We start from the raw sequence: 26,952 nt of genomic DNA on the forward strand, positions 1-26,952 counted from the left end.
TTCCCTTGGTTGCGGACCGACCCGGCGAGACTATGCTCGGCGCGCCGCACAGGGCTGTATCGGCCGATACAGCGGGAAGGAGCCACCGTGCCCGCGTCCGAGCGGGAGGAAGCCGCCGCGCCCGTGCACGACTGGCCGCGGCTGCGGGACGTACCGCTGTTCGCCGCACTCCCCGACCCCGACCTGCGCCGCCTGTGGGACACCTCGATCCCACGTCGCTACGACACCGGATCGACCCTGCGCCACCACGGCAGCCCCGCCGACCACCTGCTCGTCCTGCTCGACGGCACCGTCTCGGCGTCCGTCACCACCGCCGCCGGACGCGTCATACGGTTCGGGACCTGGGCCGGCCCGTGCGCGCTCGACAAGGTGGCCCTGCTGGACGGAGCCGGCCACACCGCGACCTGCACCGCGCTCACGCCGTGCACTGTACGAGCCCTGCCGCAAGCCCGCTTCACCACGCTGCTCGACGACTCCACAGCGGTACGCGCCCACGTACTGCGCCTGCTGGCCGCCCAGGCCCGCGCCCAGCAGGAACGCCTCACCGACACGGTCGCCCTGCCCTGCGAGGCCCGCCTGGCGGCCTGGCTGCTGGAGGGACTGGCCGGCGGCAGCGGCAGCGACGGCGGCACCGACGGCCTGGTCGCCCTCCCGGGGAGCCAGCGTGAACTCGCCGACCTGCTCGGCGTCACCCGCGTCACCGTCAACCGGGCACTGTCCCGGCTCCGGCGCGACGGGCTCATCGGCCCCGCGGAGAACGGCGGCCTGATCCGGGTCCTCGCCCCGGAACTCCTCGCCCTGCGCGCGGCACCGGACCCCGGCACCGGCCCGGACTCCCGCCGCTGAGCCTCAGAGCGCCTTCAGCGCCTCCGTCGTCGCGCGCGCCAGCGCCGCGAGATACCCCTTGGGCAGCTTCGGGGCACGGATCACGACCGAACGCCAGTACAGCGGGCCGGAGATCAGATCGAGCGCCAACTCGTCGTTGAAGCCCACCCGCAGCTCACCGCGCTGCTCCGCCGCCACGATGATCTTGCTGGCCACGCCCTCCTGGCCCTTCTGCAGCGCGTTCTGCAGCGCCTCGGCGATCTCGGGGTTCCGGGCCGCCTCGGCCTGGAGGTCCGGGATGATCTGCGAGGCCACCGGGTGCCGCAACGCCCGCGACGTCACCTCGTACAGCATCCGCAGGTCGTCCTCCAGACTGCCCGTGTCCGGCACCGGCAGGCCCAGCACCGCGATCTCCGAGACGACGTCGAGGACCAGGTGCAGCTTGGAACGCCAGCGGCGGTACACCGCCGTCTTGCCGACACCCGCCCGGCGCGCGATGCCCTCGATCGACATCCGCGCGTACCCGACGGCCGCGAGCTCCTCGAAGACCGCGCCCCGAATGGCTTCCGTCACATCCTCGCGGAGTACGGCGGCTCCCGCCGGGGCACGGCGGCGCGGACGGGTCTGCGGCGTGTCGGCGTTGGTCGTCATGCGGACCAGCATAGGGCGTAGCGACGAAACGGTCCCGTTCCGACGCGACCCGTTAGGACGAAACCGTGCCGTCCTGCACAACGCCGTTACGACGATACGGTTACGTTCCAGCGTCATTCGTGACGACGAAACGGTTGCGTTCCGACGCTCACTCGTCCTACGCTCACGTTGCGACGATACGGTCCCGTCCCGACGTAAGAGAACGTGAAGAGTCACGTAAGGAAACATCGGGTGACGGACCCGCCGGCCGCACGCGCCTCACCCCCACCCCCCGAGCGAAAGCAGCGGATGTGAGCCAGGTTCTCGACACACCGCCCCCGACGGCGGTCCCGGCCGACGACGATCTCACGGCCCTGGCCGCCCGTCACGGCCTCGCCGTCAGCGGTGCCCGTCCCTCCCTGCCCGAGTATGTCCGCCAGCTGTGGGCGCGGCGGCACTTCATCACCGCGTTCGCGACCGCCAAGCTCACCGCGCAGTACAGCCAGGCGAAGCTGGGCCAGGTCTGGCAGGTCATGACGCCGTTGCTGAACGCGGCGGTGTACTACTTCATTTTCGGCGTGCTGCTGGGCACCAAGAGGAATGTGCCGGACTACGTGCCGTTCCTGGTCACGGGCGTGTTCATCTGGACGTTCACGCAGAGCTCGATCATGGCCGGCACTCGCGCGATCTCCGGCAACCTGGGCCTGGTGCGGGCCCTGCACTTCCCGCGGGCCGCGCTGCCGATCTCGTTCGCCCTGCAGCAGCTCCAGCAGCTGCTCTTCTCGATGGCCGCGCTGGTCGTCATCCTGCTCTGCTTCGGTGTGCCGATCGCCGCGTCCTGGCTGCTGGCGGTCCCCGCGCTGGTGCTGCAGTCGATCTTCAACACCGGCGTCTCGATGATCATGGCCCGGATGGGTGCCAAGACACCGGACATCGCGCAGCTGATGCCGTTCGTCCTGCGCACCTGGATGTATGTCTCCGGCGTGATGTGGAGCATCGACAAGCTGGCCAAGGGCCACCACAACTGGCCGTCCTGGGTGGTGCCGGTGCTGCAGGCCAACCCTGCCGCCGTCTACATCGACCTGATGCGCTACTCCCTGATCGACAGCTTCCACGCCAGCCAGCTGCCGCACCATGTGTGGGCGATCGCGGCGGGCTGGGCGCTGGTCGCCGGCGTCGGCGGCTTCATCTACTTCTGGAAGGCTGAGGAGACGTACGGCCGTGGCTGACATCGAGCAGAGCAAGATCCCCACTGTCGTCTGCGACGGCGTCGACATCGTCTACCGCGTCAACGGCACCGGCGCCGGCCGGGGCTCGGCCACCGCCGCCCTCAACCGCATGCTGCGCCGGGGCCAGGCCGAGAAGGCGGCGGGTGTGCGCAAGGTGCACGCCGTGAAGAACGTGTCGTTCGTGGCGTACAAGGGCGAGGCGATCGGCCTGATCGGCACCAACGGCTCGGGCAAGTCGACGCTGCTGAAGGCGGTCGCGGGCCTGCTCCCGGTGGAGAACGGCCGTATCTTCACCGACGGCCAGCCCTCCCTCCTGGGCGTCAACGCGGCGCTGATGAACGACCTGACCGGCGAGCGCAACGTCTATCTCGGCGGTCTCGCGATGGGCATGTCCCGCGAGCAGGTCAAGGAGCGGTACCAGGGGATCGTGGACTTCTCCGGCATCAACGAGAAGGGCGACTTCATCACCCTGCCGATGCGGACGTACTCCTCCGGCATGGCGGCCCGGCTGCGCTTCTCGATCGCGGCGGCCAAGGACCACGACGTGCTGCTCATCGACGAGGCCCTGGCGACGGGTGACCGGTCCTTCCAGAAGCGTTCCGAGGAGCGCATCCGGGAGCTGCGCAAGCACGCGGGCACGGTGTTCCTGGTGAGCCACAGCAACAAGTCGATCCGTGACACCTGCGAGCGGGTGCTGTGGCTGGAGCGCGGCGAGCTGCGCATGGACGGCCCGACGGACGAGGTTCTGGCGGCCTACGAGGACTTCACGGGCGGCCCGGACAAGGACAAGGCGAAGCCGAAGGTCGCGGCCTGACACCACGGCTTCGGCGCTACGACGACGAGGGCGCCCGGGACTTCACGGTCCCGGGCGCCCTCATGGTCGTACCCCTTATGAGTGCTGGCGCAGCAGTGTCCTCATGGTGCGCATCGCCACCGACAGGTTGGCGAGGTCGAAGGCGTCCGAGCCCTGGATCTCCTCCAGGGTGGTGCGGGCCCGGCTGAGGATGGGGGCGTTCTTCTCCTCCCAGGCCTTGAAGCGCTGTTCGGGGGTGGAGGTGCCGTTGCCGACCGCCAGGACGTCGGCGGTGAGGGCGGAGTGGGCCGCGTAGAGGTCCTCGCGGATGGAGGCGCGGGCCATGGACTGCCAGCGGTCGGCGCGGGGGAGCTCGATGATGCGGTCCATGAGCTGGGTGATGTGGAGGCGGTCGGCGAGGTCGTAGTAGACCTCGGCGACGTCCATCGGGTCGCGGCCCATGCGGTCGGCGACCGAGACGATGTCCAGCGTCGGGAAGGCGGAGGAGAACCCGGCCACGCGGGTGGCGAGTTCGTCGGGGACGCCGGCGGCGGTCAGTTCGTCGTAGATCTTCTGGTACCACTCCAGGTCGGCGCCCCGCAGCAGCTTCGGCAGCTGCGACCAGACCAGTTCGACGCGGTCGCCGAAGAACTCGATGGTCTCGGCGAGTTGGAGCGGCTGCGGCCGGTTGTTGAGCAGCCAGCGGGTGCCGCGCTCGACCAGTCGGCGCGAGTGGAGCCGGATGCGGGTCTGTACGGCGGCCTCGACCTGGTTGTCGAGGGACTCGACGCCGTCCCACACGGTGGCCGCGCGGAAGATGGTGCGGGCCACGGTCTGCGCGCGGACGATCTCCTCCAGGGAGGCGCCGGTCTCCTCGCGCAGGCGGTGGAGGTAGGTCGTACCGCCGGTGTTGACGGTGTCGTTGACCAGGACGGTCGTGGTGATCTCGCGGTGCAGCGGGTGGCTGTCGATGCGGTCGGCGAACTGTTCGCGCAGTGCGGCGGGGAAGTACGCGTGCAGCAGGTTGCGCAGGTAGGGGTCGTCGGGCAGGGAGGTCTGGAGGAGTTCGTCGGCGACCGTGATCTTCGTGTACGCCAGCAGGACGGCGGTCTCCGGGCCGGTCAACCCCTGTGCGGCGCCGAGGCGTTCGCGGATCTGGCGGTCGGTGGGCAGGAACTCCAGGGCCCGGTCGAGGTGGCCCGCGCGCACCAGGTGGCGCATGAAGCGCTGCTGGGCGTGGAGCATGTCCTTGGACTGGGCGAGCGCGTTGGCGATGGCGGTGTTCTGCGCGTAGTTGTTGCGCAGGACGAGGCGGCCGACCTCGTCGGTCATCTGGGCGAGCAGCTTGTTGCGCTGCTTGACGGTCATGTCGCCTTCGGTGACCAGGCCGTTGAGCAGGATCTTGATGTTCACCTCGTGGTCGGAGGTGTCCACGCCCGCGCTGTTGTCGATGGCGTCGGTGTTGATCTTGCCGCCGTGCAGCGCGAACTCGATCCGGCCGAGCTGGGTCAGGCCGAGGTTGCCGCCCTCGCCGACAACCTTGACGCGCAGGTCGGCGCCGTCGACGCGGATCGGGTCGTTGGCCTTGTCGCCGACGTCGGCGTGGGTCTCCGTCGACGCCTTCACGTACGTGCCGATGCCGCCGTTCCACAGCAGGTCGACCGGTGCCTGGAGGATCGCCTTCATCAGGTCGGCCGGGGTCATCTTGGCGACCTTGTCCTCGATGCCGAGGGCCTCGCGGATGTGGGCGTTGACGGGGATGGACTTGGCACTGCGGGGGAAGATCCCGCCGCCCGCCGAGATCAGCTCGGTGTTGTAGTCGGCCCAGCTGGAGCGCGGGAGGTCGAAGATGCGGCGGCGCTCGGCGTAGGAGGTGGCCGCGTCGGGCTTCGGGTCGATGAAGATGTGCCGGTGGTCGAAGGCGGCGACGAGGCGGATGTGCTCGCTGAGCAGCATGCCGTTGCCGAACACGTCGCCTGACATGTCGCCGATGCCGACGACGGTGAAGTCCTCGGACTGGGTGTCGAGGTCCAGTTCGCGGAAGTGCCGCTTGACGGACTCCCAGGCACCGCGCGCGGTGATGCCCATGCCCTTGTGGTCGTAGCCGGCCGAGCCGCCGGAGGCGAAGGCGTCGCCGAGCCAGAAGTTGTACGACTCCGCGACCCCGTTGGCGATGTCGGAGAAGGTGGCGGTGCCCTTGTCGGCGGCGACGACCAGGTAGGTGTCGTCCTCGTCGTGCCGTACGACGTCGGCGGGCGGGACCACTTCGCCGGCGACCATGTTGTCGGTGATGTCGAGGAGCGCCGAGATGAACGTCTTGTAGCTGCCGATGCCTTCGGCGAGCCACGCGTCCCGGTCCACGCTGGGGTCGGGCAGCTGCTTGGCGACGAAGCCGCCCTTGGCGCCGACGGGCACGATGACGGTGTTCTTGACCATCTGCGCCTTGACCAGGCCGAGGATCTCGGTGCGGAAGTCCTCGCGCCGGTCGGACCAGCGCAGGCCGCCTCGGGCGACCTTGCCGAAGCGCAGGTGGACGCCTTCGACGCGCGGGGAGTAGACCCAGATCTCGAACGCCGGGCGCGGGGCCGGGAGGTCGGGGATGGCCTGCGGGTCGAACTTCATGGAGACGTAGTCGTGCGGCTTGCCGCCCTCGGCCTCCTGGAAGAAGTTGGTGCGCAGGGTCGCCTTGATGACGGTGAGGAAGGACCGGAGGATACGGTCCTCGTCGAGGCTGGCCACCTGGTCGAGGGCCGCGTCGAGTTCTTCCAGGAGGGCGTCGACGAGTTCGTGTCCGGCGCGCTGCCGGTCGGGCGACATCCGCGCCTCGAACAGGGAGACGAGCAGCCGGGTGGTGTGGACGTTGTTGCGGAGGGTGTCCTCCATGTAGTCCTGGCTGAAGGTGGAGCCCGCCTGACGCAGGTACTTGGCGTATGCGCGCAGCACGGTGGCCTGCCGCCAGCTCAGGCCGGCGCTCAAAACGAGGGCGTTGAAGCCGTCGTTCTCGGCCTTGCCGGTCCAGGTGGCGGCGAAGGCCTCCTGGAAGCGCTCTCGGCCGTCGTCGCCGAGGTAGTCGCCGCTGCCGTTCTGCGACTTGGGCATGCGCAGGCCGAAGTCGTAGATCCAGGCGATGCTGCGGTCGGAGCAGCGCAGTTCGTAGGGCCGCTCGTCCGTGACCTCGACACCGAGCCGGCTGAGCACCGGGAGCACCGCGGACAGGGAGATGGCGTCGCCCTTGCGGTAGATCTTGAAGCGGCGCTCCTCGGGGGCGGCGCCGACGGGTTCGTACAGGCTCAGTGCGAAGTCGTTGCCCTCGGCCTCGGTGAGCTTTTCGAGGTGGACGAGGTCGGCGACCGCGGAGCGCGGGGTGTGGTCGGCCTTGTAGCCCTCGGGGAAGGCGGTGCCGTAGCGGCGGGACAGTTCGGCGGCGCGTTCCTCGCCGAGTTCGGCGTTGAGCGCCTCGGTCCAGCCGTCGGCCCAGGAGCGGGCGGCCTCGACGAGGCGGGCCTCGATGCGCTCCTTGTCGCTGTCGCTGAGCTGCGGCAGCTCGGTGCCCTGCGGGACGCGGACCACGAAGTGCAGCCGGGACAGGATGGATTCGGTGTTCCAGGCGGTGAAGTCGACGCTGGTGCCGTCGAGTTCTTCCTTCAGGATGTCGATGATCCTGAGGCGGACGCCGGTGGTGTAGCGGTCGCGGGGCAGGTAGACGAGGGCCGAGTAGTAGCGGCCGTACTCGTCCTGGCGCAGGTAGAGGCGCAGCCGGCGCCGCTCCTGGAGGTACAGGACGGAGGTGGCGATGGACTCGAGCTCGTCGGGCGGGGTCTGGAAGAGCTCGTCGCGCGGGTAGGTCTCCAGGATCTGGAGGAGGTCGCGTCCGTCGTGGCTGTTGGGCGAGAACCCGGCGCGCTCCAGCACTTCGTCGACCTTGCGGCGGATGACCGGAACCCGGCGCACCGATTCGGTGTAGGCGGCGGAGGAGAATAGGCCGAGGAAGCGGCGCTCGCCGACGACGTTGCCGTCCGCGTCGAACTTCTTCACGCCGATGTAGTCGAGGTACGACGGCCGGTGCACGGTCGCCCGGCTGTTGGCCTTGGTCAGCACGAGGAGCTTGTGCTCGCGGGCCTTGGCGCGCGCGTCGGCGGGCAGCCGCTCGAAGGACGGGCTGACCGGGTGGCCCTCCTCGCCCTCGTGGTGCGGGTCGGAGCGCAGGATGCCGAGGCCGGTGCCGGGGACGGCGGCGAGGGAGTCGTCCTCGCGGAGCTGGTACTCGCGGTAGCCGAGGAAGGTGAAGTGATCGGCGGCGAGCCAGCGCAGCAGCTCGCGGGCCTCCTCGATCTCCATGTCGCGCAGATCGGTGGCGACGGGTTCGGCGGGCAGTTCGTCGGCCATGCGCAGGGCCGCGTCCCGCATCTTCTCCCAGTCCTCGACGGCCTCGCGGACGTCGGACAGGACGCGCAGCAGGTCGGCGGTGATCTGCTTCAGGTCGGAGCGGTCGGTCTCGCGGTCGATCTCGACGTGGATCCAGGACTCGGTGTGCGCGTCGTGCGGGAGGTCACCGGCGGCGGGCGGGGTGGTGAGGACCTCGATCAGCTTGCCGGTGAGGTCTCGGCGCACGATGACCTGGGGGTGGATGACGACATGGATGCCGCGTCCCTGCCGGGTCAGTTCGTTGGTGACGGAGTCGACGAGGAAGGGCATGTCGTCGGTGACCACCTCGACGACCGAGTGGGTGCACGTCCACCCGTTCTCCTCGACGGTGGGCGTGTGGACCCGCACGTTGGCCGTGCCCTGGGGGCGGGTCTCGCCGAGCCGGAAGTGGGAGAGCGCGGCGCCGTAGACGTCGACCGGGTCGCGGCCGGCGAGGTCTTCCGGGGCGGTGTGCAGGTAGTAGCGCTGGAGGAACGCGAGTACGGTCTCGCCGTCCGGGGTGTCCGGGGTGCGGGGGGTGTCCTCGTCGGTGGTCCCGGTCGGTAGGTGTCCCCCGACCGGACTGTTCTCAGCTACCCGGGCGGCCCTCTCGAGCAGCTCGGCCTTGGCTTCGTCCAGCTTGGTCTGCATTGTCCTCTGACTCCTGTCGCGCGCCGTTGCGTGACGTAGAAGGAAGTACGGCCTCTCCCCCTGCGGCTCGACGCCACGGCCCGGGGTCTCCGGTCTGCTCCGACGCTATGCCGCAAGGTGAGATGGGCGGGTGGATATGAGCCACATTTGAGCTGTACGGCAGGTGTGACACTGCTCTCTGCCGTGCTGGTGACGAGGGTGTGTGTGGCGTCATGGGAGCCTCTGTGGCACCGTCCCGCCCGCGAGGACCAGCGGCTGCCGCCCGGCCACGGATGTCGTCCGTGCTCACCGGGCGCAGGGCAGGGGCAACAGCACCCCCGCGAACTATCGCGCTGATCACGCCACAAGGCTATCGCTCCGGACGGGGGGCCCGTCATGAGCCGTATGTGTACAAATCCAGGGGTCGAAGTTTGACAGTCTGCACAGCGGCGCAACGGACGAAACCGTCGTAACGCGACAGGCCGTCCGGTCAGCCGCACCCGGGTCGTCCCACCGACCGCCGCCTGGGCTCGTTCGGCCCGCCCGGCCCGCCCGGCCCTCCTCGCGGCCGGCTTCCGCACCGGTCGTCCCGGCATGTTCTCGATGATGCACACCCCCTTGGCAAGGCCGTTCCCTGGATGCACGTTGCCGACATGACAGCCAAAATCCTGATCGTCACCGGTGACGCGGCGGAGTCGCTGGAGGTGCTGTACCCCTACCAGCGCCTCCGCGAGGAGGGCTACGAGGTCCATGTCGCGGCCCCTTCCCGCAAGCAGCTCCGGTTCGTCGTCCACGACTTCGAACCCGGCTTCGACACCTACACGGAGAAGCCCGGCTACACCTGGCCCGCCGACCTGGCCTTCGCCGAGGTCGATCCCGGTCAGTACGCCGCCCTCGTCGTCCCCGGCGGCCGGGCGCCCGAGTATCTGCGCAACGACCCCGAGCTCCGCAAGATCCTCAAGTCCTTCTTCGACGCCGACAAGCCGGTCGCCCAGATCTGCCACGGGCCCCTGCTCACCGCCGCGATCGACGGACTGCGCGGTCGCCGCGTCACCGCCTATCCGGCCCTGGAGCCCGACATGCAGTCCGCGGGCGCCGCCTTCCAGGACGCCGAGGTGGTGGTCGACGGCACGCTGGTCTCCTCCCGGGCCTGGCCGGACCACCCGGGCTGGATGCGGGAGTTCCTGACGGTGCTCAGGGCGAAGGCGCCGGTGACGTAGCGCGGCGGTGGTGTCCGGGCGGGCGCGCGGTGCCTGGAAAGGCGCGCGGTGCCTGGAAGCGCCGCGCGGTGTCGTTCGGCTGCGGGCCGGTGGGGGCCGATCGCGCAGTTCCCCGCGCCCCCGCAGTGCCCCGTGGCACCCGCACCCGCACCCGCACCCGCACCCGCACCAGGCGACCCACTACGCCGCTATTCGCTCGGCCTCCGCGACCGCCTCCGCGAGGGTGTCCACCACCGGCACCCCCACCCCCTCAAGGCTGGCGCGCCCATGCGACCCGCCGGTGTAGAGCACGGCCCGCGCCCCCACCCGCATCGCCGCCACCGCGTCGTCCGCGGCGTCCCCGATCACCACGGTCCGAGCGGCGTCCACTCCCGCGAGTGCCGCGAGGTGCCGCTCCATGTGTTCCGCCTTGCTCCCGCCGGACGGCCCGGTCCGCCCGTCCACCCGCAGGAAGTGCGCCTCGATCCCGAACCCCCGGACCAACGGCACCAGTTCGTCGTGCACGTACATGCTGAGGATCGACTGGCTGCGCCCCGCCGACCGCCACCCGGCGAGCAGTTCCTCCGCCCCGGCGGTCAGCCCGCACCCCACCCGGTGCTCGGTGTAGTACCGGTGGAAGGTCTCGTCCATGACCTCCCACTCGGCATCGGTGGGCAGCCGCCCGAGCAGCCGCTCGTAGAACTTCGGCACCGGCACGCAGTACAGCGCCCGGTACCGCTCCATCGTGATCGGCGCGAGCCCCAGCTCGGCGAACGCCGCGTTCGTCGCCCCGATGATCGCGTCGTTGTCGTGGAACAGCGTGCCGTTCCAGTCCCAGACGATGTGCGCCCCTGTCAGCTTCCCCATGCCAAAAAAGTACCCGCCCCCACTGACAATCAAGAGAACACCAGGTCACAGCGGGTGAAGCCGGTGGGGCAGGGCACTCAGCCCCCGAGTCCCACGAGGTTCGGGATCTCCTGTGTCGCGTACCACAGCAGTTCGTGGTCCTCGGCGCCGTCCACGACGAACTGCGCGTCGTCGTCCCCGCCGTCCGCCGCCTCCAGCGCGCCGACGGCGGCGGTGACGTCCTCCTCGGCGTCGTCCGAGTCGACGTGCACGGCGGCGGCCTTGGCCAGCTTCACCGTCCCGTCGACCCGCACCTCGCCGAGCGCCGCGGGGTCGAGTGCCCGGTCGGGATCGGCGACCGCCGACCCGTCGGCCACGTCGACGGCGACCACGACCCGGCGCCGCACGGCCCCGCCGTCCGCCGCGAGCAGCCGCAGCGAGCCCTGCGCGGCCCGGTTCAGCGCCGCGTACTCCAGCTCCTCGATGTCGTCGGAGACGTACCACTCGCGCAGGCCGGGGGTGACGGCGTAGGCGAGGAGCGGTCCGGCCTCCAGCTCACCCGTCTTGTACGCCTCGGCGAGACCGGAGAGGGTCAGGGGGACGTAGACGCGCATGGCTGGCCGCTTTCGTGGTCGGAGAACGTGATCGGAGAGTCTCCGGGAAGGGCTTCAGGATACGTGCGGGCGTCCCCTTTCGGGTTCCTGCCCCCACCCCGGGAGGCGTCCACCCGGCGCCGGGAATTCACCCGCCCCGCCCCCTGGAACACGGGCTCCCGTACCCCCGTGGTCACTCTGATAGGTGAACATTCCGGGCCCTCCGACCCGGCCCAGCGCTTCCTTGCGGCGGCGGTCCAGGGCCCCGTACAAGATCCCCAACCAAGAAGTTACTGCCCGGTACTTTCCGGGCGGACAGAACGGGGATCCCATGAACAAGGTCATGACCAGGGCCCAGCACCCCTCCGGCGCCCGTCCGCCGGCCCGCCGTGACTCCCGCCGCCCGGGCGGCACCCCGCCGCGCACGCCGGGCGGCAGCACGTCCCGCACGGCACCGGGCGACGGCCGCCCGCCGGGCTCCCCCGGCAGCGGCCCCCGCACCCGCACGGGCCCCGCCGACAGCCGCCCCCAGGGCACCCCTGGCCGCCCCACGCCAGCCCCGGGCAACCGCGACGCCACCGCCCGCAGGACGAGCCTCGACAGCGGCGGTACGGCGCCGGGCTCGACCGGCACCCTCACCACCACGCCCGCCTTCAGGGCCGCCCCCGCCGGTACGGCCGTCCTCGACTCGGCTCCGGCACCGCACGCGCCCCCGGTCGTCCCCACCCAGACCCCGCGCCGCCCCCTGGTCCCGCAGCAGCGCCCCACCGACCTCTTCGCCGACCTCCTCCTGGCCGTCCTGAGCGGCCAGCGCCCGGTCCACTCGATGCTCCGGCACACCGCGGGCCGTGCCTACGACGAACTCGCCCGGCTCGCCGAACGCGGTCCCCTGCGCGCCCGCGGCACCCGCCCCGTCGTGCGGGACATCGGCTATTACGTGCCCCGCGCGGGCGCCGTGGAGGCCTTCGCCCGCATCGGCGCAGGCGACCAGCTGCGCGCCATGGCCTTCCGCCTGGAACAGGGCCAGGACCTCCGCTGGCGCTGCACAGCCGTCGAACTGGGCGGCCCCCGCGCTCCCCGCCCCGACGACGACTGACAGGCCCCCAGGAAGCCCCGCACGCCCTCACACGCCGAAGGGCCGGGCCACCCTGGGGTGACCCGGCCCTTCCACTGCTACAAAGCGCCACAGGCGCCGTCACGCCGATCCGGTACGACGCCTCGGTCGGCGCCGACCGCACCGTACGGTGCCTCGGACAGCGCCGCCGACGATCCGCTACGGCACCACCGGCGCCGTCACCTCGACCGTCACGGCGCCGACCGCACCGTACGGACTACTTCTTGCGCCGCCCCCGACCACGGGACTGCTTGCGCCGCTCCGCGCGCGTGAGGCCGTCCGCCTCGGAGCGCACGGGCTCGTCGTCGTCGGCGAACTCGCCCTCGATGACACCGCCCTCGCCGTCCACGGTGGGCGCCGAGAAGTGCAGGTCCCGGCGCTGCGGGGCGTCGAGTCCCTTGGCGCGGATCTCGGGGCGCGAGCCGGCCTGCGCCGGGACCGCGTCCTGCTTCTCGAGCGACGGCGCGGAGTCCTCGACCGGGACCTCCTCGACCTGCTGCTCGACCTGGACCTCCAGGTTGAACAGGTAGCCGACGGACTCCTCCTTGATGCCCTCCATCATGGCGGTGAACATGTCGAAGCCCTCACGCTGGTACTCGACCAGCGGGTCCTTCTGGGCCATCGCGCGCAGGCCGATGCCCTCCTGGAGGTAGTCCATCTCGTAGAGGTGCTCACGCCACTTGCGGTCCAGGACCGACAGCACGACCCGGCGCTCCAGCTCACGCATGATCTCGGAGCCGAGCTGCGTCTCGCGGGACTCGTACTGCTCGTGGATGTCGTCCTTGATGGACTCGGAGATGAAGTCGGCGGTCAGGCCCGCGCGGTCGCCGGCCGCCTCCTCCAGCTCGTCCACGGTGATCTTCACCGGGTAGAGCTGCTTGAAGGCGCCCCACAGCCGGTCGAGATCCCAGTCCTCGGCGAAGCCCTCGGCGGTCTCCGCGTCGATGTACGCGTCGATGGTGTCGTTCATGAAGTGCTGCACCTGCTCGTGCAGGTCCTCGCCCTCCAGGACGCGGCGCCGCTCGCCGTAGATGACCTCGCGCTGCCGGTTGAGGACCTCGTCGTACTTCAGGACGTTCTTGCGGGTCTCGAAGTTCTGCTGCTCGACCTGCGACTGGGCGGACGCGATCGCGCGCGTGACCATCTTGTTCTCGATCGGCACGTCGTCGGGGACGTTCGCCATCGACATGACGCGCTCGACCATCTGGGCCTTGAACAGGCGCATCAGGTCGTCGCCGAGGGAGAGGTAGAAGCGGGACTCGCCGGGGTCGCCCTGACGGCCGGAACGACCGCGCAGCTGGTTGTCGATACGGCGCGACTCGTGCCGCTCGGTGCCGAGGACGTAGAGCCCGCCGAGGTCCTTGACCTCCTCGAACTCCGCCTTGACCGCCTGCTCGGCCTTCTCCAGGGCGGCGGGCAGGGCCTGCGCCCACTCCTCGATGTGCTCCTCGGGGTCGAGGCCGCGCTGGCGCAGCTCCGCCTCGGCGAGGTCCTCGGGGTTGCCGCCGAGCTTGATGTCGGTACCACGGCCGGCCATGTTGGTGGCGACGGTGACGGCGCCCTTGCGGCCGGCCTGGGCGACGATCGTCGCCTCCCGGTCGTGCTGCTTGGCGTTCAGCACTTCGTGCTGGACGCCGCGCTTGGACAGCTGCTGCGAGAGGTACTCGGACTTCTCGACCGACGTGGTGCCGACGAGGATCGGCTGGCCCTTCTCGTGCTTCTCGACGATGTCGTCGACGACCGCCTCGAACTTCGCGATCTCGGTGCGGTAGATCAGGTCGGACTGGTCCTTGCGGACCATCGGCCGGTTGGTCGGGATCGGGACCACGCCGAGCTTGTAGATCTGGTGGAACTCGGCGGCCTCGGTCATCGCCGTACCGGTCATGCCGGACAGACCGGGCTGCTCCTTGTCGTTCTGGTCGCGGCGCTTGTAGAGGCGGAAGAAGTTCTGGAGGGTGATCGTGGCGAGCGTCTGGTTCTCGTCCTTGATGTCCACCCCTTCCTTCGCCTCGATCGCCTGGTGCATGCCCTCGTTGTAACGGCGGCCGGCGAGGATACGGCCGGTGTGCTCGTCGACGATCATGACTTCGCCGTCCATGACGACGTAGTCCTTGTCCTTCTTGAAGAGCTCCTTCGCCTTGATGGCGTTGTTCAGGTAGCCCACCAGAGGGGTGTTCACCGACTCGTAGAGGTTGTCGATGCCCAGCCAGTCCTCGACCTTGGAGACACCGGCCTCGTGGATGGCGACCGTGCGCTTCTTCTCGTCGACCTCGTAGTCGCCGGTCTCCTCGACACCCTTGAGCGGGTTGCCGGCCTCGCCCTTCTTCAGGCGGGTGACAAGCTTGGCGAAGTCGCCGTACCACTTGGTGGCCTGGTCGGCCGGGCCGGAGATGATCAGCGGCGTACGGGCCTCGTCGACGAGGATGGAGTCGACCTCGTCGACGATGGCGAAGTTGTGGCCGCGCTGGACCAGCTCGTCCTTGGACCACGCCATGTTGTCGCGCAGGTAGTCGAAGCCGAACTCGTTGTTCGTGCCGTAGGTGATGTCGCACGCGTACTGCTCGCGACGCTGGGCCGGCGTCATGTTGGCGAGGATGCAACCGACCTCGAGGCCCAGGAACTTGTGGACGCGGCCCATCATCTCGGAGTCGCGCTCGGCCAGGTAGTCGTTGACCGTGATGAGGTGGACGCCCTTGCCGGACAGCGCGTTCAGGTACGCGGGCAGGGTGCCGACGAGGGTCTTGCCCTCACCGGTCTTCATCTCGGCGACGTAGCCGAGGTGGAGGGCGGCGCCGCCCATGATCTGCACGTCGTAGTGGCGCTGGCCGAGCGCGCGCTTGGCGCCCTCGCGCACGGTGGCGAAGGCCTCGGGAAGCAGGTCGTCCAGGCTCTCACCGTCGGCGTACCGCTGCTTGTACTCATCGGTGAGGGCCCGCAGCTCGGCGTCGGAGAGGTCGACGAAGTCCTCTTCGATGGAGTTGACCTGGTCCGCGATGCGGTGCAGCTTGCGCAGGATCTTGCCTTCGCCTGCACGCATGATCTTCGAGAGGACGGACACGGGGGTTGGTCTCCTTGCCGGTCGGGCCTGGGACGGTCGGTTTCCATTTGACTTGCTGAGCAACGGCCATCGTATGCGAGGACCCCGCCGCGTCGGGAGGCCTGCCGGGTACGCCGACTGTCAGCTCCTTCAAATCTGTTTCAAAGGGGACAACGGACGGGGAACACCGATGGTGCCGCGCCCCGCTCACGAATTGCGCGAATTGTGATCACCCGCTCACTCACAGCGAAAATCATGGCGCCCTCCCCGAACACCTGAGCAGAATCGGCCGATGGACCCCGTCACGCTCACCACCGACCGTCTTCTGCTGCGCATGCCGACCCCGGGGGACACCGGCGCCGTCCTCGCCGCCGTCCAGGACCCCGACATCCTGCGCTGGACCACGATCCCCTCGCCGTACCTGCCCGAGCACGCGCAGAGCTTCACGGAACAGCTGGTCCCGGACGGCTGGGCACAGGACACGACGTTCACCTGGGGCCTGTTCCGCCCCGAAGCCCCCTCCGAAGTCCACTCCGACGTCCGCTCCGAAGTCCTCCCCGAAGGGGAGGACCTGGTGGGCATGCTCGGCCTGTCCATGCGCTCGCTGGGCACCGCGGAGATCGGCTACTGGGCCGTCAAGGAGCACCGCGGCAACGGCTATGTCACCGAGGCCGTCCGCGCCGCCTCCCGCTGGGCCTTCACCGAGCTGTCCGTCGACCGCGTGGAGTGGCGCGCGGAGGTGGGCAACCGGGCCTCGCGCGCGGTGGCGGAGCGCGCCGGTTTCGTCGTCGAGGGCGTCCTGCGCGCGGGGATCGTCCACCAGGGCGTACGCCGGGACTGCTGGACGGGCGCCCTGCTCCCGTCGGACCTGGGCCTGCCGTCGACGGCGCCGTATCTCCCCGCACCGCACTAGATCCGCAGGTCACCCCGCGTTGTCAGTGCCGGCCTCTATCGTTCGGACCCATGACGACCCCGCGTCCCGCCACCGACCTCTCGGCCGACGAGGCCCGCCGCATCGCGCTGCGCGCCCAGGGCTTCCTCGGCACTCCCGACCGCCGGGCCGGAGTCCGCGGCGTCCTGCGGCACCTCGGCGCGGTCCAGCTCGACACCATCTCGGTCCTCGCCCGCTCCCACGAGCTGATCCCGTACGCCCGTCTCGGCTCGGTGGGCCGCAGGAAGGTCGAGAGCGCCTACTGGACCGCCTCACCCGCCGGCGCCTCTCCGGCCCGCCCCCACGCCTTCGAGTACTGGTCGCACGCGGCATGCATCCTGCCCATCGAGGAGTGGCCCCACTTCGCGTTCCGCCGCCGCGCCTACCGCGGCCGCCCGCACTGGAACCACCAGCTCCCGGACGGCACCTACGACCAGGTCATCAAGCAGCTGCGCGCCGAAGGCCCGCTGACCGCCACCGAGTTGGGCGGCGCGAAGAAGACCAGCGAGTGGTGGGACTGGTCCGGCACCAAGGTCGCCGTCGAGCGCGCCCTGATGTACGGCGAGGTGGTCTGCGTGGAGCGCCGCGGTTGGAAGCGGGTGTACGACCTCGCCGAGCGCGCGATCCCCGCCGATCTGCTCCATGACGAGCTGGACGACACCGAGTGCCTGCGCCGCCTGGTCCGTCTGGCCGGGCAGTCCCTGGGGGTGGGCACGCGCGGGGACATCGCCGACTACCACCGCCTCAAGGGCGAGCAGGTCGAGGCGGTGATCGCCGACTCGGGTCTGGTGCCGGTGACCGTCGAGGGCTGGTCCAAGCCGGCCTGGGCCGATCCCGCGGCCCTGGAGACACCTCCGCGCGGGCGTCACCGTACGACTCTGCTGTCCCCGTTCGACTCCCTGATCTGGGAGCGGGCGCGTACGGAGCGGATCTTCGGCTTCACACACCGGCTGGAGGCCTACGTCCCCAAGCCCAAGCGGATCCACGGCTACTTCGCGATGCCGGTGCTCGCGGGAGGCCGGCTGGTGGGCCGGGTGGACCCCGCGCGCGAGGGGCACACCCTGGTGGCCAGGCAGGTCACCCTGGACGGCCCGAAGGCGGTCCCTGCGGTGGCTCAGGCGCTGGTCGAGGCGGCGAGCTGGGTGGACTGCACCGACGTACGGGTGGAGCGGGTGGACGCGCCGGACCTGCGCGAGCCGCTCACCAGGGAACTAGCGAATCTCTAGGATCTTCTCCCGCATCGCGTAGACCACCGCCTCCATCCTGGAGTGCAGCTGCAGCTTCTCCAGGATGTTGCGCACATGGTTCTTCACGGTGTTCTCGGAGATGAACAACTCCTTCGCGATATCGCGGTTGTTCATCCCGGTGGCGACCAGCTTGAGGACTTCCAGCTCACGGTCGGTCAGTCGCGGGGCCGGGACAAGTCGGCGCTCGTCCGTGCGCTGGATCATCGACTTGAACTCGGTGAGCAGCTTCGACGCCATGGAGGGGCTGATCTGCGACTGCCCGTCGGCGACCGCGCGAATGGCGGTGGCCACCTCGTCGGTGGAGATCTCCTTGAGGAGATATCCGGTCGCGCCGGCCTTGATCGCGTCGTAGAGGTCGGCTTCCTCGTCGCTGATCGTCAGCATGATGATCTTGGCGCTGGGAGCCACTTCCTTGATGGAGGTGCAGGCCTCGATCCCGCCTCGCTTGGGCATCCGGACATCCATCAGCACGATGTCCGGCAGCAGGTCGGCGGCCTTGTCCACGGCCTCCGCGCCGTCGCCCGCCTCGCCGACGACCTGGATGTCCTCCTCGGCCGCGAGCACGATCTCCAGCCCACGACGGAAGAGGGCATGGTCGTCCACCACCAGGACCCGGATCGGTTCCTTGCGTGGTGAGCCCTCGTCCGGGCCCATGCCGACGGCGCCGTCACCGGCACCCTCGTCGTGCAGCGGTCCGAAGCTGTCCGCCATCGTTCCTCCCCCTGAAGGCTGTGGCTGGTCGTGTGCCATCGCCAACCCAAGGCACCGGCCCACCGGTTGGGCCGGTGCGGCCATGATTCCATGCCCGGACGACAGTGAGGTGACAGAGCGGGGCGCGAACCGGTCGCACACGGGTGCCCCTGGGGGCGCACACGCGCTCCAGGGGCACCGGCCCAGCTGTCATCCGGGAGGGTCAGCTCCCTGTCGTGCCACCGGCCGCGGGGGAATGCGCCCGGGCGACCATCGGGTCCGTGCTCAGGTGGATGACGCCGTAGTCGTAGGCGTGCCGCCGGTAGACGACACTCGGTTCCTTGGTCTCGGAGTCGACGAACAGATAGAAGTCGTGCCCGACCAGTTCCATCTCGTAGAGCGCCTGGTCGAGGGTCATCGGGGAGGCGACGTGGGTCTTCTCGCGGACGACGAGGGGGCCTTCACCCTTGATCTCCAGCGAGCCGATCTTCTTGGTGGGCACGCCGTCCGACTCTTCCTCGTGGACGGTGTGGCCATTGCCGTTGAGCGTCGCCGCGCCAGGGACGTGGTCGGGGACCTCGGCCGCCGTGAGCCTCCGTGCGCCGCGCCGCGTGTGACGCTTGTCGTGCTGCTTGCGCAGGATGGCGTCCAGCTTGTCCGCCGCCAGGTCGAGTGCCGCGTACGGGTCGCTGGCTGCCGCTTCCGCCCGGATCACCGGTCCGCGGGAGCGGAGCGTGATCTCCACTCGGTCACAGCGGTCGGCCTGTCGGGGGTTCGGCTCCTTGGACACCTCGACGTCGAGGCTGATCACCTTGCCATCGAGCTTCTGGATCTTCTCCAGCTTCAGCTTCTCGGCCACGTGCTTGCGGAACCGCTCGGGCACCTCGGTCTTGCGGCCCTTGACGACGATGTCCACGCAGAACTCCGTTCCCGGATCGCTCCGCCGCGATGCGGAGCGTCTCCCTTTTGCACCAGGCTCCGGTGAGCCCCGGAACCTCGGACTCGGTGACTTCCACCTCCTCCCCCGCGGGCAAGATCTCCATTCCACCGGCGCGGGTGATGGGGCGAATCCCGCGGCACGGCATTCGGATTTGCGAGGTGTGGCCTGCGCCTTTCCCTCACAACCGAACATATCTCGCCTGGACGGATGTCGTCACCCTCTACCGCGGCGTACCTCCGTTCAGGTGAATTGGTCCTGTCATTACCTGCAACGATGCAAGTTCGCAGTCAGTTCCGGTTTATTTCGAAAGAATCCGGTGCGGCTGCGACCACAGCCGCGCAGATCACGTCACGGACGCCGACGGCGCCCGTCGCCGCCTCCGGACGGCGCTCCCGGCCCGTGTCCTCCTCCGTCACCGCGGTCCTCCGTTTCCCCATGCTTTCCCGAGTTGCGGCGGCATACACGGCACCCACCGCTTCCCCACCACATCCGGCCACCGTGGCTCCACCACGACGCCCGCCCGCGTCTCCACGGGGTTCACCAGGCCACCTGCCCACGTCCGGCCGACCTTGAACAGGCGACGCCCCGATCTCCTGCTGCCGTTGCCATTGCCACCGCCCGCCCGGCGCGTCCGTCCCCGGTTGCCCTTGCCCTCGCCGTACGCCTGTCCCCGCCCGGTCCGGTCCACGCCGTACGCCGCTGTCCTGCTGCTCTTGATCACGGTGTCGAGCCGCCGTCCGTTCACCGCGACACCCGACCTGTCCACCTCGGCCCCCGACCCAACCCTCACGGCCTCCGACCCAACCCTCACGGCCTCCGACCCACTCCTCCCGGCTCCCGGCCCACCCCCCACGGCCCTCGGCCCGCCCCTCACCGCCCTCGGCCCACCCGTCACGCTCTCCAACCCACTCCTCACACCTCCCGGCGCTCTCCCCCACCCCCGCCCTCGCCTCCCGCACGGCCCGAGCCGCCTCGGCCAGCGACGCACCCGTGGTCATCAGGTCGTCGACCAGCACGACCAGCCCCTCAGCCAGCAACCGCCCACCCCCGGGAGCCACGCTCAGCGCACCCGCGAGATTGTCCAGCCGCTCCCGCGAGTTGAGCCCCGACTGATCGGCCACACCCCGCCGCTGGCGCAGCACGGCCACCACCCGCGCCGGCACCCCGGCCCGCCGCAACTCCCCAGCCGCCGCCAACGCGATCCGCCGCGCCGGGTCATGCCCACGAGCCCGCACAGCCCTCCGCGCGGACGGCACGGGAACCAGCAGCACCGGCACACCGAGCACATCCCCGAGCCCACCACCGGGCCATCCACCGCCCGTCCGCCCACCACCGGGCCATCCACCCCCCGTCCGCCCACCAGCGGGCCACCCACCGCCCGCACCCGCACTCACACCCCCACTCCTCAGAACACCCCCACAGCCCTCCCGCACCCCCACCCACACAGCCCCCGCCAGAGCCGCACCCAACGGCCCCGCAAGCCCCAACGCCCCCCGTTCCTTGTGAGCCAACAACACCGCCCGCACCGAGTCCGCATACCGAGCCGCCGCATGCACCACCGGCAGTCCGGGCGGCTCCGGCACCGGTCGCACCCGGCTCGGTACGGCCCCGTCCAGGGCGGCACGGCACTCCGGACAGAGCACCGTGCGAGGCTTCCCGCAGCCTCCGCACTCGGCCGGCAGCACCAGATCGGTGAGGTCCTGCCACCACCCCCGCATGCCCACCACTGTGCCAATGCCGACGCCGACCGACCACCCCTGTGGATAACCCCCTGTGGAAAACCCGGCGCCCGCCACGAACAACCGTTCCCACCACAATTCCCGGCCCCGTACAACTAATCGACCGGGCCACCGCACAACGGCTGCACAACGGCTGCACAACGCCCTCCGCACAACCCCGCGCACACCGAATCCGACCCACCGCGCCCACCCCGGCAGTGATTCACCCGCCCCCGAAGCCATTCCGCCCCACGACAAAAGCGGCCGCCCCCACCAGGACCTCCCCGGCAAAAGCAGCCGCTCCCGACGGCGCGAGCCGTCACATCACCCCGGTCACCCCGGTCACCCCGTCACCCCGGATAAACCGGCGCCGTCCCGTCCGCGTCCACCTTCTGCCACTGCGCCCCGGACGGCAGCCGTACGATCCCGTCCTCCGAGTACGCCACCAACGGCATCTCGGCGTCCTCGGACGCGGCGATCTCCTTCACGCCCGTCAGCGCGGCCGGCGGCGGCCCCTCCGGCGTGGACCCGTCGACCTGGACGTACCGCGTCTGCTGCACGCCGCCCTGCTCGCGCCCGACCACCACGAGCCTGCTGTCGCCGGCCCAGGACATGGTCGTGACCTCCTCCAGGTCCGGTGTCGTGGCACGCAGTTCCCGCACCGAGACGCTCTGCGGGTCCCCGGTCGTGCCCTCCCGCTCGATCCGCCCGACGAGCAGCGACTGCTTGCCGCCCTTCTCCACGACGAGCGCGATCCGCACCCCGTCGGCGGCCACCCGGAGGTCCTTGATGCGCCCGTCGAGCCCGGGGATCGCCACCTCCAGCGGCTTGCCCGCGCCCTCCTTGAACAGCAGCAGCCGCGAGTCGGCGGGGTCGCGGTCGGCCACCCACAGATCGCCCTCCACGTCCCAGCTGGGCGTCGTCAGCCGGTCGCCGGTCGTCTTGCCGTCACTGACCAGCACCGCCTCCCCGAGCGACCCGCCCGACACCAGCGACCCGACGTACAGCGACCTGCCGTCGAGGCCGACACCCGCGGCCATGTGCTCGTCCCGCGAGACGGCCACCGAGCGCAGGTCCTTGTCGCCGTCACCGAGCGCGCCGGGAACCGGCACCGGCACGGGCTTCGTCGCGCTGCCGTCCCGAGTGCTGGCCGTGACCCGCACCAGCCGGTGCTCGCCGTTCACGTAGTACAGGAACTCGGGCGCCTCGACCGACCCGCGCGTGGCGACCCGGTCGGCCTGGCTCTCATTGGCGGAGCACAACTGCCTGCCGCCCGCGCGCAGTTCGACCTCGTCCACGGCAGGGGTGAGGTTCTGGAGGGTGAACAGCAGCTGGGCCGACATTTCCTCGCACCGGCTCTGACTGATGCCCTTGACCTTGTCGTTGAGCGGCACCGTCAGGGTGTTGCGGTCGTCGGGGGTCAGCGAGGAACTGTTGTCCTTGAGGGCCGTACCCGTGGGAAAGCTCGTCCTGACGACCGGGTCGAGCCAGCTCGTCGGCCCGCTGAGCAGCGAACGCACCAGCTGCGTCATGGGGTCCACACGCTCGCGTACGTACACGGGATCGGCCACGGCGACCATCTGCGGGGCCGTCGCCGCCTTCGTGTCGGAGGCGTAGTAGTACTTGTTGACGGACACGAAGTTGCGCTGGAAGTCCGACTTCCCCATCACGACACCCTGCGGCAGGCTGTCGATCCGCCACTGCTTGGTCTTCGGCTCCTGCACCAGGTGCACGGTCTGCTGGTAGTCGCCGGAGGCGGGCGTGTACGACTGCTGCGCGTCCACCACGGCCACCTTGGTGCCCGTCAGATTGAACGCCGTGTCGTCCCGCTGCTCCCGGTCGACCGACTGCACGAAGGTGGCACCGGGTCCGTCGTCGAGGACCGTAGTGGACAGTTCCGGCTGCCACTTCTTCGCGGCGCTCGCGGTCAGATACTTGCGCGCCGTCTCGTAGTTCGGGTCGTCGCTGGTCAGCGCCTCCAGGAAGCCCTGCACGATGTCCGTGGGCTCGGCGTCCTCCTGCGGCGGCATCGCGAAGACCCGCACCTGGGTGTCCTGCCGGGCCGTGGAGTCGACCCCGCGCAGATCCCCGCTGTCCGGCATGGAGGCACACCCCGCCAGCAGTACGACGCCACAGGCGGCGTACGCCACCGCGCGCCCCGGCGTGCGCCGGCCGCCACCCTCGCGGTCAGCGTCCACGGAATGCCTCCCCCTGCTGTTCGTACGCGTCCTTCGCCCCGGAGCCCGGGCGGCCGGCGGCCCCGCTCTCCGGAGCCGTGGTGTCGTCCTGCCGGCGCGTGTTCGAGCCGGGCCGGGGCACCACACGCGCGCCGTTGCCCGGCAACGCCGTCGGATCGGCGGTGGGCACCACGGCCGCCGAACGCGGCACTATCGGGTCCCGCGCGGTCGTCTGGTCACCGTTCGGCTGGGCCGGCACGGTGGCGGCCTTGTCCCCGCCCCCGCGCGGCAGACCGGCGTCATCAAGTCCACGGTTACGGCGCGAGTCCTTGGGTTCCAGCGGTATCGGCGAGCCCCGCAGCGGCTCGTCGGCCGTCCTGGGCAGCGTCAGGCGGAACTGCGAGCCGCCGCCCGGCTCGCCCCACGCCTGAAGCCAGCCGCCGTGCAGCCGCGCGTCCTCCAGGGCGATGGACAGCCCGAGGCCCGTACCGCCGGTGGTACGCGCGCGTGCCGGGTCGGCCCGCCAGAAGCGGCTGAACACGCGCGTGGCCTCGCCCGGCTTCAGTCCTACGCCGTAGTCGCGCACCGCGATGGCGACCGCGCCGCCCGCCGAGGCCAGCTTGACGACGACGTCCTTGCCCTCGCCGTGCTCCACGGCGTTGACGACGAGATTGCGCAGCACCCGCTCCACCCGCCGGGCATCGGCCTCGGCGACGACGGGCTGCTGATCGCCGACGATCCGGACCGTCGTACCCTTGCGCTCGGCCAGCGGCGCGGCCCCGCCGACCACCCGCCGTACGACCTCCCTGAGGTCTATCGGCTCCGCCTCCAGCGCCGCCGCACCCGCGTCGAACCGGCTGATCTCCAGCAGATCCGCCAGCAGCGTCTCGAACCGGTCCAGCTGGTCGGCGAGCAGTTCGGCCGACCGCGCGGTCATCGGATCGAAGTCCTCGCGCGCGTCATGGATGACGTCAGCCGCCATCCGTACGGTCGTCAGCGGCGTCCTGAGCTCGTGCGACACGTCCGACACGAACCGCCGCTGCATCCGCGACAGGTCCTCCAGCTGCTGGATCTTCAGCTGGAGGTTCTGCGCCATCTTGTTGAAGGCCTCACCGAGCCGCGCGATGTCGTCCTCACCGGTGACCTTCATCCGCTCCTGGAGCCGCCCCGCGGACAGCCGCTCGGCGATCCCGGCCGCCATCCGCACCGGCGTGACGACCTGACGCACCACGAGCCAGGCGATGGCCCCGAGGAGTACGACGACGAAGAGCCCGGCGGTCGCCAGGGTGCCCTTGACCAGGCTGAGCGACTTCTCCTCCTGGGTGAGCGGGAAGAGGTAGTACAGCTGGTACGGGTCGCCGTTGGGGTCGTTGACCTGCTTGCCGATGACCAGGGCCGGCTGGGACTCCTGGTCGGCGTCGTAGACGATGCGGGTGTAGCTCTGGGCGGCCGTCGTACTGTCGTCGATCTTCTCGCGCAGCGCCTCGGGGACGCTGGCCGTCGGATCGACGTCACCGGAGGCACGCGGCCCGCGCCCGCTCCCGCTGTCCCCGCCGACGGGCAGGGTGACCACGTCGAAGGCGCCCTGGCCGCCGCTGGAGAGCGAGTAGACGAGGTTGCTCATCCACTCGATGACGTTCTGGTCGGACTGGCCGTCCGCCGGGGACGTGTCGTCGGTCCCGGCCGCGGCCTCGTCCGACTTCTGCTTGGCCACCGCGAAACCGCCGGTGGCCTGGCTCTGCGAGGCCTTCACCTTGGCGTCGAGGAGGCCGTTGCGCACCTGGCCGATGACGACGAAGCCCAGCAGGAGCACCACACCGAGCGACATGAGCAGGGTCGTGACGACGACCTTGAGCTGGATGTTGCGCCGCCACAGCCGCATCACGGGCAGCATCGGACGGCGCACCCAGCGCATGAACAGCCTCAGGACCGGGCTGCCCTGGACTCCGCCCTGGAGCAGCCCGCCCTCGAGGAGACGTCCCCAGCGGGAGCCCGCCGACGCCCGTCCGACAGGCCGCCCCGCACCCGCCCCGGTCCGCCCGGGCGACGAAGCGGCACTGTCTCCGGACATGTCAGCTGGGTCCTGCCTTGTATCCCACACCACGGACGGTCACCACGATTTCCGGCCGCTCCGGGTCCTTCTCGACCTTGGAGCGCAGCCGCTGCACATGCACATTGACGAGCCGGGTGTCGGCGGCGTGCCGGTAGCCCCACACCTGCTCCAGCAGCACCTCGCGCGTGAACACCTGCCACGGCTTGCGCGCGAGCGCGACCAGCAGGTCGAACTCCAGCGGCGTCAACGCGATCGACTGCCCGTCCCGCTTCACCGAGTGACCCGCGACGTCGATGACCAGGTCACCGATGGCGAGCTGCTCGGGAGCCGGCTCCTCCGACCTCCTGAGCCGCGCCCTGATCCGGGCCACGAGCTCCTTCGGCTTGAACGGCTTCACGATGTAGTCGTCGGCGCCTGACTCCAGCCCTACGACGACGTCGACCGTGTCGCTCTTGGCCGTCAGCATCACGATCGGCACCCCGGACTCGGCCCTGATCAGCCGGCACACCTCGATGCCGTCCCTTCCGGGCAGCATCAGGTCCAGCAGCACCAGATCCGGCTTGGCCTCACGGAACGCGGCCAGCGCCTTGTCACCGTCCGCTACGAAAGACGGCTCAAAACCTTCACCACGCAGCACGATGCCCAGCATCTCGGCAAGTGCGGTGTCGTCGTCGACGACAAGGACTCGTCCCTTCATAAACGACATCATCCCATTCTCATAACAGTGGCGAAGGTACAGGTGAGACAGGTCACCGACCTGTGACGATAGTCGTATGGGAGTGTCACTGTCTGCCCCCGTCCGCTGGCGTTGATGTCACTAACGGATGTCAGCACGACGACCGATGGAAGGGTCTGCCGGACGTACGGGTGAGGGACACAGATGCCCCTCACCCATCACGTCACAGCTTATTGATCACTGCCGCTATGACTGGCGAGATGGCAGCAATCAGGGCCGTGATGTCCCAGAGGGCCCGCCGCCGCCTAGACGACGCACTTGCGCCTCGCGCAAGGTCGGCGTTACCTTCTAGTCCGTCCTGAGCATTGCGATGCAATGCCGGGGTGGGTACGGTCCAATCTTCCTTCTTGATCAACAGGGCCTCACTTCTTGGCATAGAGGGTTGATTGCCTAGCCATTGGGCGCTTGCAGCTGTGGTAGGTGGCGAGCGCTCCTTTGGCATGTCACTTTTCAGTTGTTGCGCGGCGACACTCTAGCACCGCCTTCACATCAACTAGCCTTCAGCGACCTTCACTTGGCGACAGGCCAGAAGTGTCACGCTGAACCCACCCGCCGTTGCGGTCGCGTGAGTGCGTTGATTGTGCCTCACTCCCCTCCCGAAGGACAACTTCGCAGGCAAAGAGGCCCTTCAGCCTATGATTTGAAACTCAAGGCGGCTCCGTCGGGGCCCGTACTTAAGCTTCGAAGGTGAGACCTGATCGCTGCCCACGCGGTCGGTGTAGCGACTTTGGGCTGGAGCTGCTTTGGGGGGAGTGATCATGGCCCCGTAAGCTTCCGGCGCGTCGGGCAGTCTGTGGACCTGCCCGTTAAAGCACGACGTTGGGGCCATGATCTTCGAGGCTCCCCCCAAAGTGGCTGCCTAAAGTCGCTACACCGACCTCCCCAGCCACCTACGATCCCTCCACCCGTGGCCTGCATGATCCGGCACAGCTCCAGCCGTCGCGCACCTGCTTTTGGATCCCAGTGCGTCGGTTGGTCCGTGGCGGACCAAGCGACATCGCCGCGTGGGGCTGTGCCGTCTTCCTCTGCTCGGGTTGGGCCTGGTGGCTGTGGGTCATGGGTGGGGATCAGGCTCGGTCCGGTGCGTCGGCCCGTGGCGGGGCCAGAGCGGAAAGCGTGATCACCCCGTGGCAACTTTGAGGTGCCGCGGGGCCGGGGGC

At 69.9% G+C, this 26,952-nt stretch carries 17 protein-coding genes and 1 pseudogene; 7 read left to right on the forward strand and 11 right to left on the reverse strand.

Features of this window, described 5'->3' with window-relative positions; genetic code table 11:
- The first annotated feature begins 87 nt into the window (after positions 1–87).
- Positions 88–846 (forward strand): Crp/Fnr family transcriptional regulator, encoded by a 759-nt coding sequence (locus G3I78_RS44740; RefSeq protein ID WP_343244004.1) that lies wholly within the window; start codon positions 88–90, stop codon positions 844–846.
- Between the two features lie 3 nt (positions 847–849).
- Here G3I78_RS44740 and G3I78_RS44745 read toward each other — a convergent pair whose 3' ends face one another.
- Positions 850–1,488: a TetR/AcrR family transcriptional regulator gene (locus tag G3I78_RS44745; protein ID WP_203616400.1), complete on the reverse strand. Its 639-nt coding sequence runs from the start codon at positions 1,486–1,488 to the stop codon at positions 850–852.
- 278 nt (positions 1,489–1,766) lie between these two features.
- Between G3I78_RS44745 and G3I78_RS44750 the strand changes: the two genes are divergently transcribed.
- Together G3I78_RS44750 and G3I78_RS44755 are read left to right on the forward strand one after the other, a co-directional pair.
- Positions 1,767–2,684 (forward strand): ABC transporter permease, encoded by a 918-nt coding sequence (locus G3I78_RS44750; protein WP_164435882.1) that lies wholly within the window; start codon positions 1,767–1,769, stop codon positions 2,682–2,684.
- Positions 2,677–3,498: an ABC transporter ATP-binding protein gene (locus tag G3I78_RS44755; RefSeq protein WP_164435884.1), complete on the forward strand. Its 822-nt coding sequence runs from the start codon at positions 2,677–2,679 to the stop codon at positions 3,496–3,498. The genes G3I78_RS44750 and G3I78_RS44755 overlap by 8 nt, the downstream gene beginning before the upstream one ends.
- A 75-nt stretch (positions 3,499–3,573) precedes the next feature.
- On the opposite strand, the gene G3I78_RS44760 is transcribed toward G3I78_RS44755, so the two are convergent.
- Positions 3,574–8,532 (reverse strand): NAD-glutamate dehydrogenase, encoded by a 4,959-nt coding sequence (locus G3I78_RS44760; RefSeq protein ID WP_164435886.1) that lies wholly within the window; start codon positions 8,530–8,532, stop codon positions 3,574–3,576.
- A gap of 632 nt (positions 8,533–9,164) precedes the next feature.
- On the opposite strand from G3I78_RS44760, the gene G3I78_RS44765 reads away from it, so the two are divergent.
- The gene (locus G3I78_RS44765; RefSeq protein WP_164435888.1) at positions 9,165–9,731 is read left to right on the forward strand and encodes a DJ-1/PfpI family protein; all 567 of its coding nucleotides are present in this window, start codon (positions 9,165–9,167) and stop codon (positions 9,729–9,731) included.
- A 180-nt stretch (positions 9,732–9,911) separates the two neighbouring features.
- On the opposite strand, the gene G3I78_RS44770 is transcribed toward G3I78_RS44765, so the two are convergent.
- Both G3I78_RS44770 and G3I78_RS44775 read right to left on the reverse strand, forming a co-directional pair.
- Complete coding sequence (locus G3I78_RS44770) at positions 9,912–10,577, reverse strand: HAD hydrolase-like protein (RefSeq protein ID WP_164435890.1); 666 nt, start codon at positions 10,575–10,577, stop codon at positions 9,912–9,914.
- A gap of 77 nt (positions 10,578–10,654) precedes the next feature.
- Positions 10,655–11,170, reverse strand: coding sequence for a hypothetical protein (locus G3I78_RS44775; RefSeq protein ID WP_164435892.1), 516 nt, complete (start codon positions 11,168–11,170; stop codon positions 10,655–10,657).
- A 310-nt stretch (positions 11,171–11,480) separates the two neighbouring features.
- On the opposite strand from G3I78_RS44775, the gene G3I78_RS44780 reads away from it, so the two are divergent.
- Positions 11,481–12,245, forward strand: coding sequence for an Rv3235 family protein (locus G3I78_RS44780; protein ID WP_164435894.1), 765 nt, complete (start codon positions 11,481–11,483; stop codon positions 12,243–12,245).
- 235 nt (positions 12,246–12,480) lie between these two features.
- Here the strand turns inward: G3I78_RS44780 and secA are convergent, their stop codons facing one another.
- Positions 12,481–15,321 carry a preprotein translocase subunit SecA gene (gene secA, locus G3I78_RS44785; protein ID WP_164435903.1) on the reverse strand — a complete coding sequence of 947 codons (2,841 nt, stop codon included), beginning with the start codon at positions 15,319–15,321 and terminating at the stop codon, positions 12,481–12,483.
- 271 nt (positions 15,322–15,592) lie between these two features.
- On the opposite strand from secA, the gene G3I78_RS44790 reads away from it, so the two are divergent.
- Together G3I78_RS44790 and G3I78_RS44795 are read left to right on the forward strand one after the other, a co-directional pair.
- Positions 15,593–16,213, forward strand: a complete 621-nt coding sequence (locus G3I78_RS44790; protein ID WP_164435904.1) for a GNAT family protein — start codon at positions 15,593–15,595, stop codon at positions 16,211–16,213.
- A 50-nt stretch (positions 16,214–16,263) separates the two neighbouring features.
- Positions 16,264–17,457: a crosslink repair DNA glycosylase YcaQ family protein gene (locus tag G3I78_RS44795; protein WP_164435906.1), complete on the forward strand. Its 1,194-nt coding sequence runs from the start codon at positions 16,264–16,266 to the stop codon at positions 17,455–17,457.
- On the opposite strand, the gene G3I78_RS44800 is transcribed toward G3I78_RS44795, so the two are convergent.
- From G3I78_RS44800 to mtrA, 6 genes and pseudogenes are all read right to left on the reverse strand, one after another.
- On the reverse strand, positions 17,443–18,189 hold the full coding sequence (locus G3I78_RS44800) for a response regulator transcription factor (protein ID WP_164435908.1): 747 nt from the start codon (positions 18,187–18,189) through the stop codon (positions 17,443–17,445). The genes G3I78_RS44795 and G3I78_RS44800 overlap by 15 nt on opposite strands.
- Positions 18,190–18,391: 202 nt before the next feature.
- Entirely contained in the window at positions 18,392–19,084 is a 693-nt protein-coding gene (raiA, locus tag G3I78_RS44805; protein ID WP_164435910.1) for a ribosome-associated translation inhibitor RaiA, read from the reverse strand.
- 971 nt (positions 19,085–20,055) lie between these two features.
- A pseudogene (locus G3I78_RS52495) lies at positions 20,056–20,826 on the reverse strand (ComF family protein); the annotation flags it as partial.
- A gap of 350 nt (positions 20,827–21,176) precedes the next feature.
- Positions 21,177–23,024: an LpqB family beta-propeller domain-containing protein gene (locus G3I78_RS44810; RefSeq protein WP_164435912.1), complete on the reverse strand. Its 1,848-nt coding sequence runs from the start codon at positions 23,022–23,024 to the stop codon at positions 21,177–21,179.
- On the reverse strand, positions 23,014–25,074 hold the full coding sequence (mtrB, locus tag G3I78_RS44815) for an MtrAB system histidine kinase MtrB (protein WP_164435914.1): 2,061 nt from the start codon (positions 25,072–25,074) through the stop codon (positions 23,014–23,016). Before mtrB ends, G3I78_RS44810 begins: the two co-directional genes overlap by 11 nt.
- A gap of 1 nt (position 25,075) precedes the next feature.
- On the reverse strand, positions 25,076–25,765 hold the full coding sequence (mtrA, locus tag G3I78_RS44820; protein WP_187283109.1) for a two-component system response regulator MtrA: 690 nt from the start codon (positions 25,763–25,765) through the stop codon (positions 25,076–25,078).
- Positions 25,766–26,952 lie beyond the last annotated feature (1,187 nt).

The organism is Streptomyces sp. SID13726, assembly GCF_010548375.1.
Classification (GTDB): domain Bacteria; phylum Actinomycetota; class Actinomycetes; order Streptomycetales; family Streptomycetaceae; genus Streptomyces.

Excerpts from the sequence above, each read along its gene's own strand:
- G3I78_RS44745 (WP_203616400.1), bottom strand. The coding sequence starts at position 1,488 with ATGCTGGTCCGCATGACGACCAACGCCGACACGCCGCAGACCCGTCCG.
- G3I78_RS44760 (WP_164435886.1), bottom strand. The coding sequence starts at position 8,532 with ATGCAGACCAAGCTGGACGAAGCCAAGGCCGAGCTGCTCGAGAGGGCC.
- G3I78_RS44765 (WP_164435888.1), top strand. The coding sequence starts at position 9,165 with ATGACAGCCAAAATCCTGATCGTCACCGGTGACGCGGCGGAGTCGCTG.
- G3I78_RS44770 (WP_164435890.1), bottom strand. The coding sequence starts at position 10,577 with ATGGGGAAGCTGACAGGGGCGCACATCGTCTGGGACTGGAACGGCACG.
- G3I78_RS44775 (WP_164435892.1), bottom strand. The coding sequence starts at position 11,170 with ATGCGCGTCTACGTCCCCCTGACCCTCTCCGGTCTCGCCGAGGCGTAC.
- G3I78_RS44780 (WP_164435894.1), top strand. The coding sequence starts at position 11,481 with ATGAACAAGGTCATGACCAGGGCCCAGCACCCCTCCGGCGCCCGTCCG.
- G3I78_RS44790 (WP_164435904.1), top strand. The coding sequence starts at position 15,593 with ATGGACCCCGTCACGCTCACCACCGACCGTCTTCTGCTGCGCATGCCG.
- G3I78_RS44795 (WP_164435906.1), top strand. The coding sequence starts at position 16,264 with ATGACGACCCCGCGTCCCGCCACCGACCTCTCGGCCGACGAGGCCCGC.
- G3I78_RS44800 (WP_164435908.1), bottom strand. The coding sequence starts at position 18,189 with ATGGCGGACAGCTTCGGACCGCTGCACGACGAGGGTGCCGGTGACGGC.
- mtrB (WP_164435914.1), bottom strand. The coding sequence starts at position 25,074 with ATGTCCGGAGACAGTGCCGCTTCGTCGCCCGGGCGGACCGGGGCGGGT.
- mtrA (WP_187283109.1), bottom strand. The coding sequence starts at position 25,765 with ATGATGTCGTTTATGAAGGGACGAGTCCTTGTCGTCGACGACGACACC.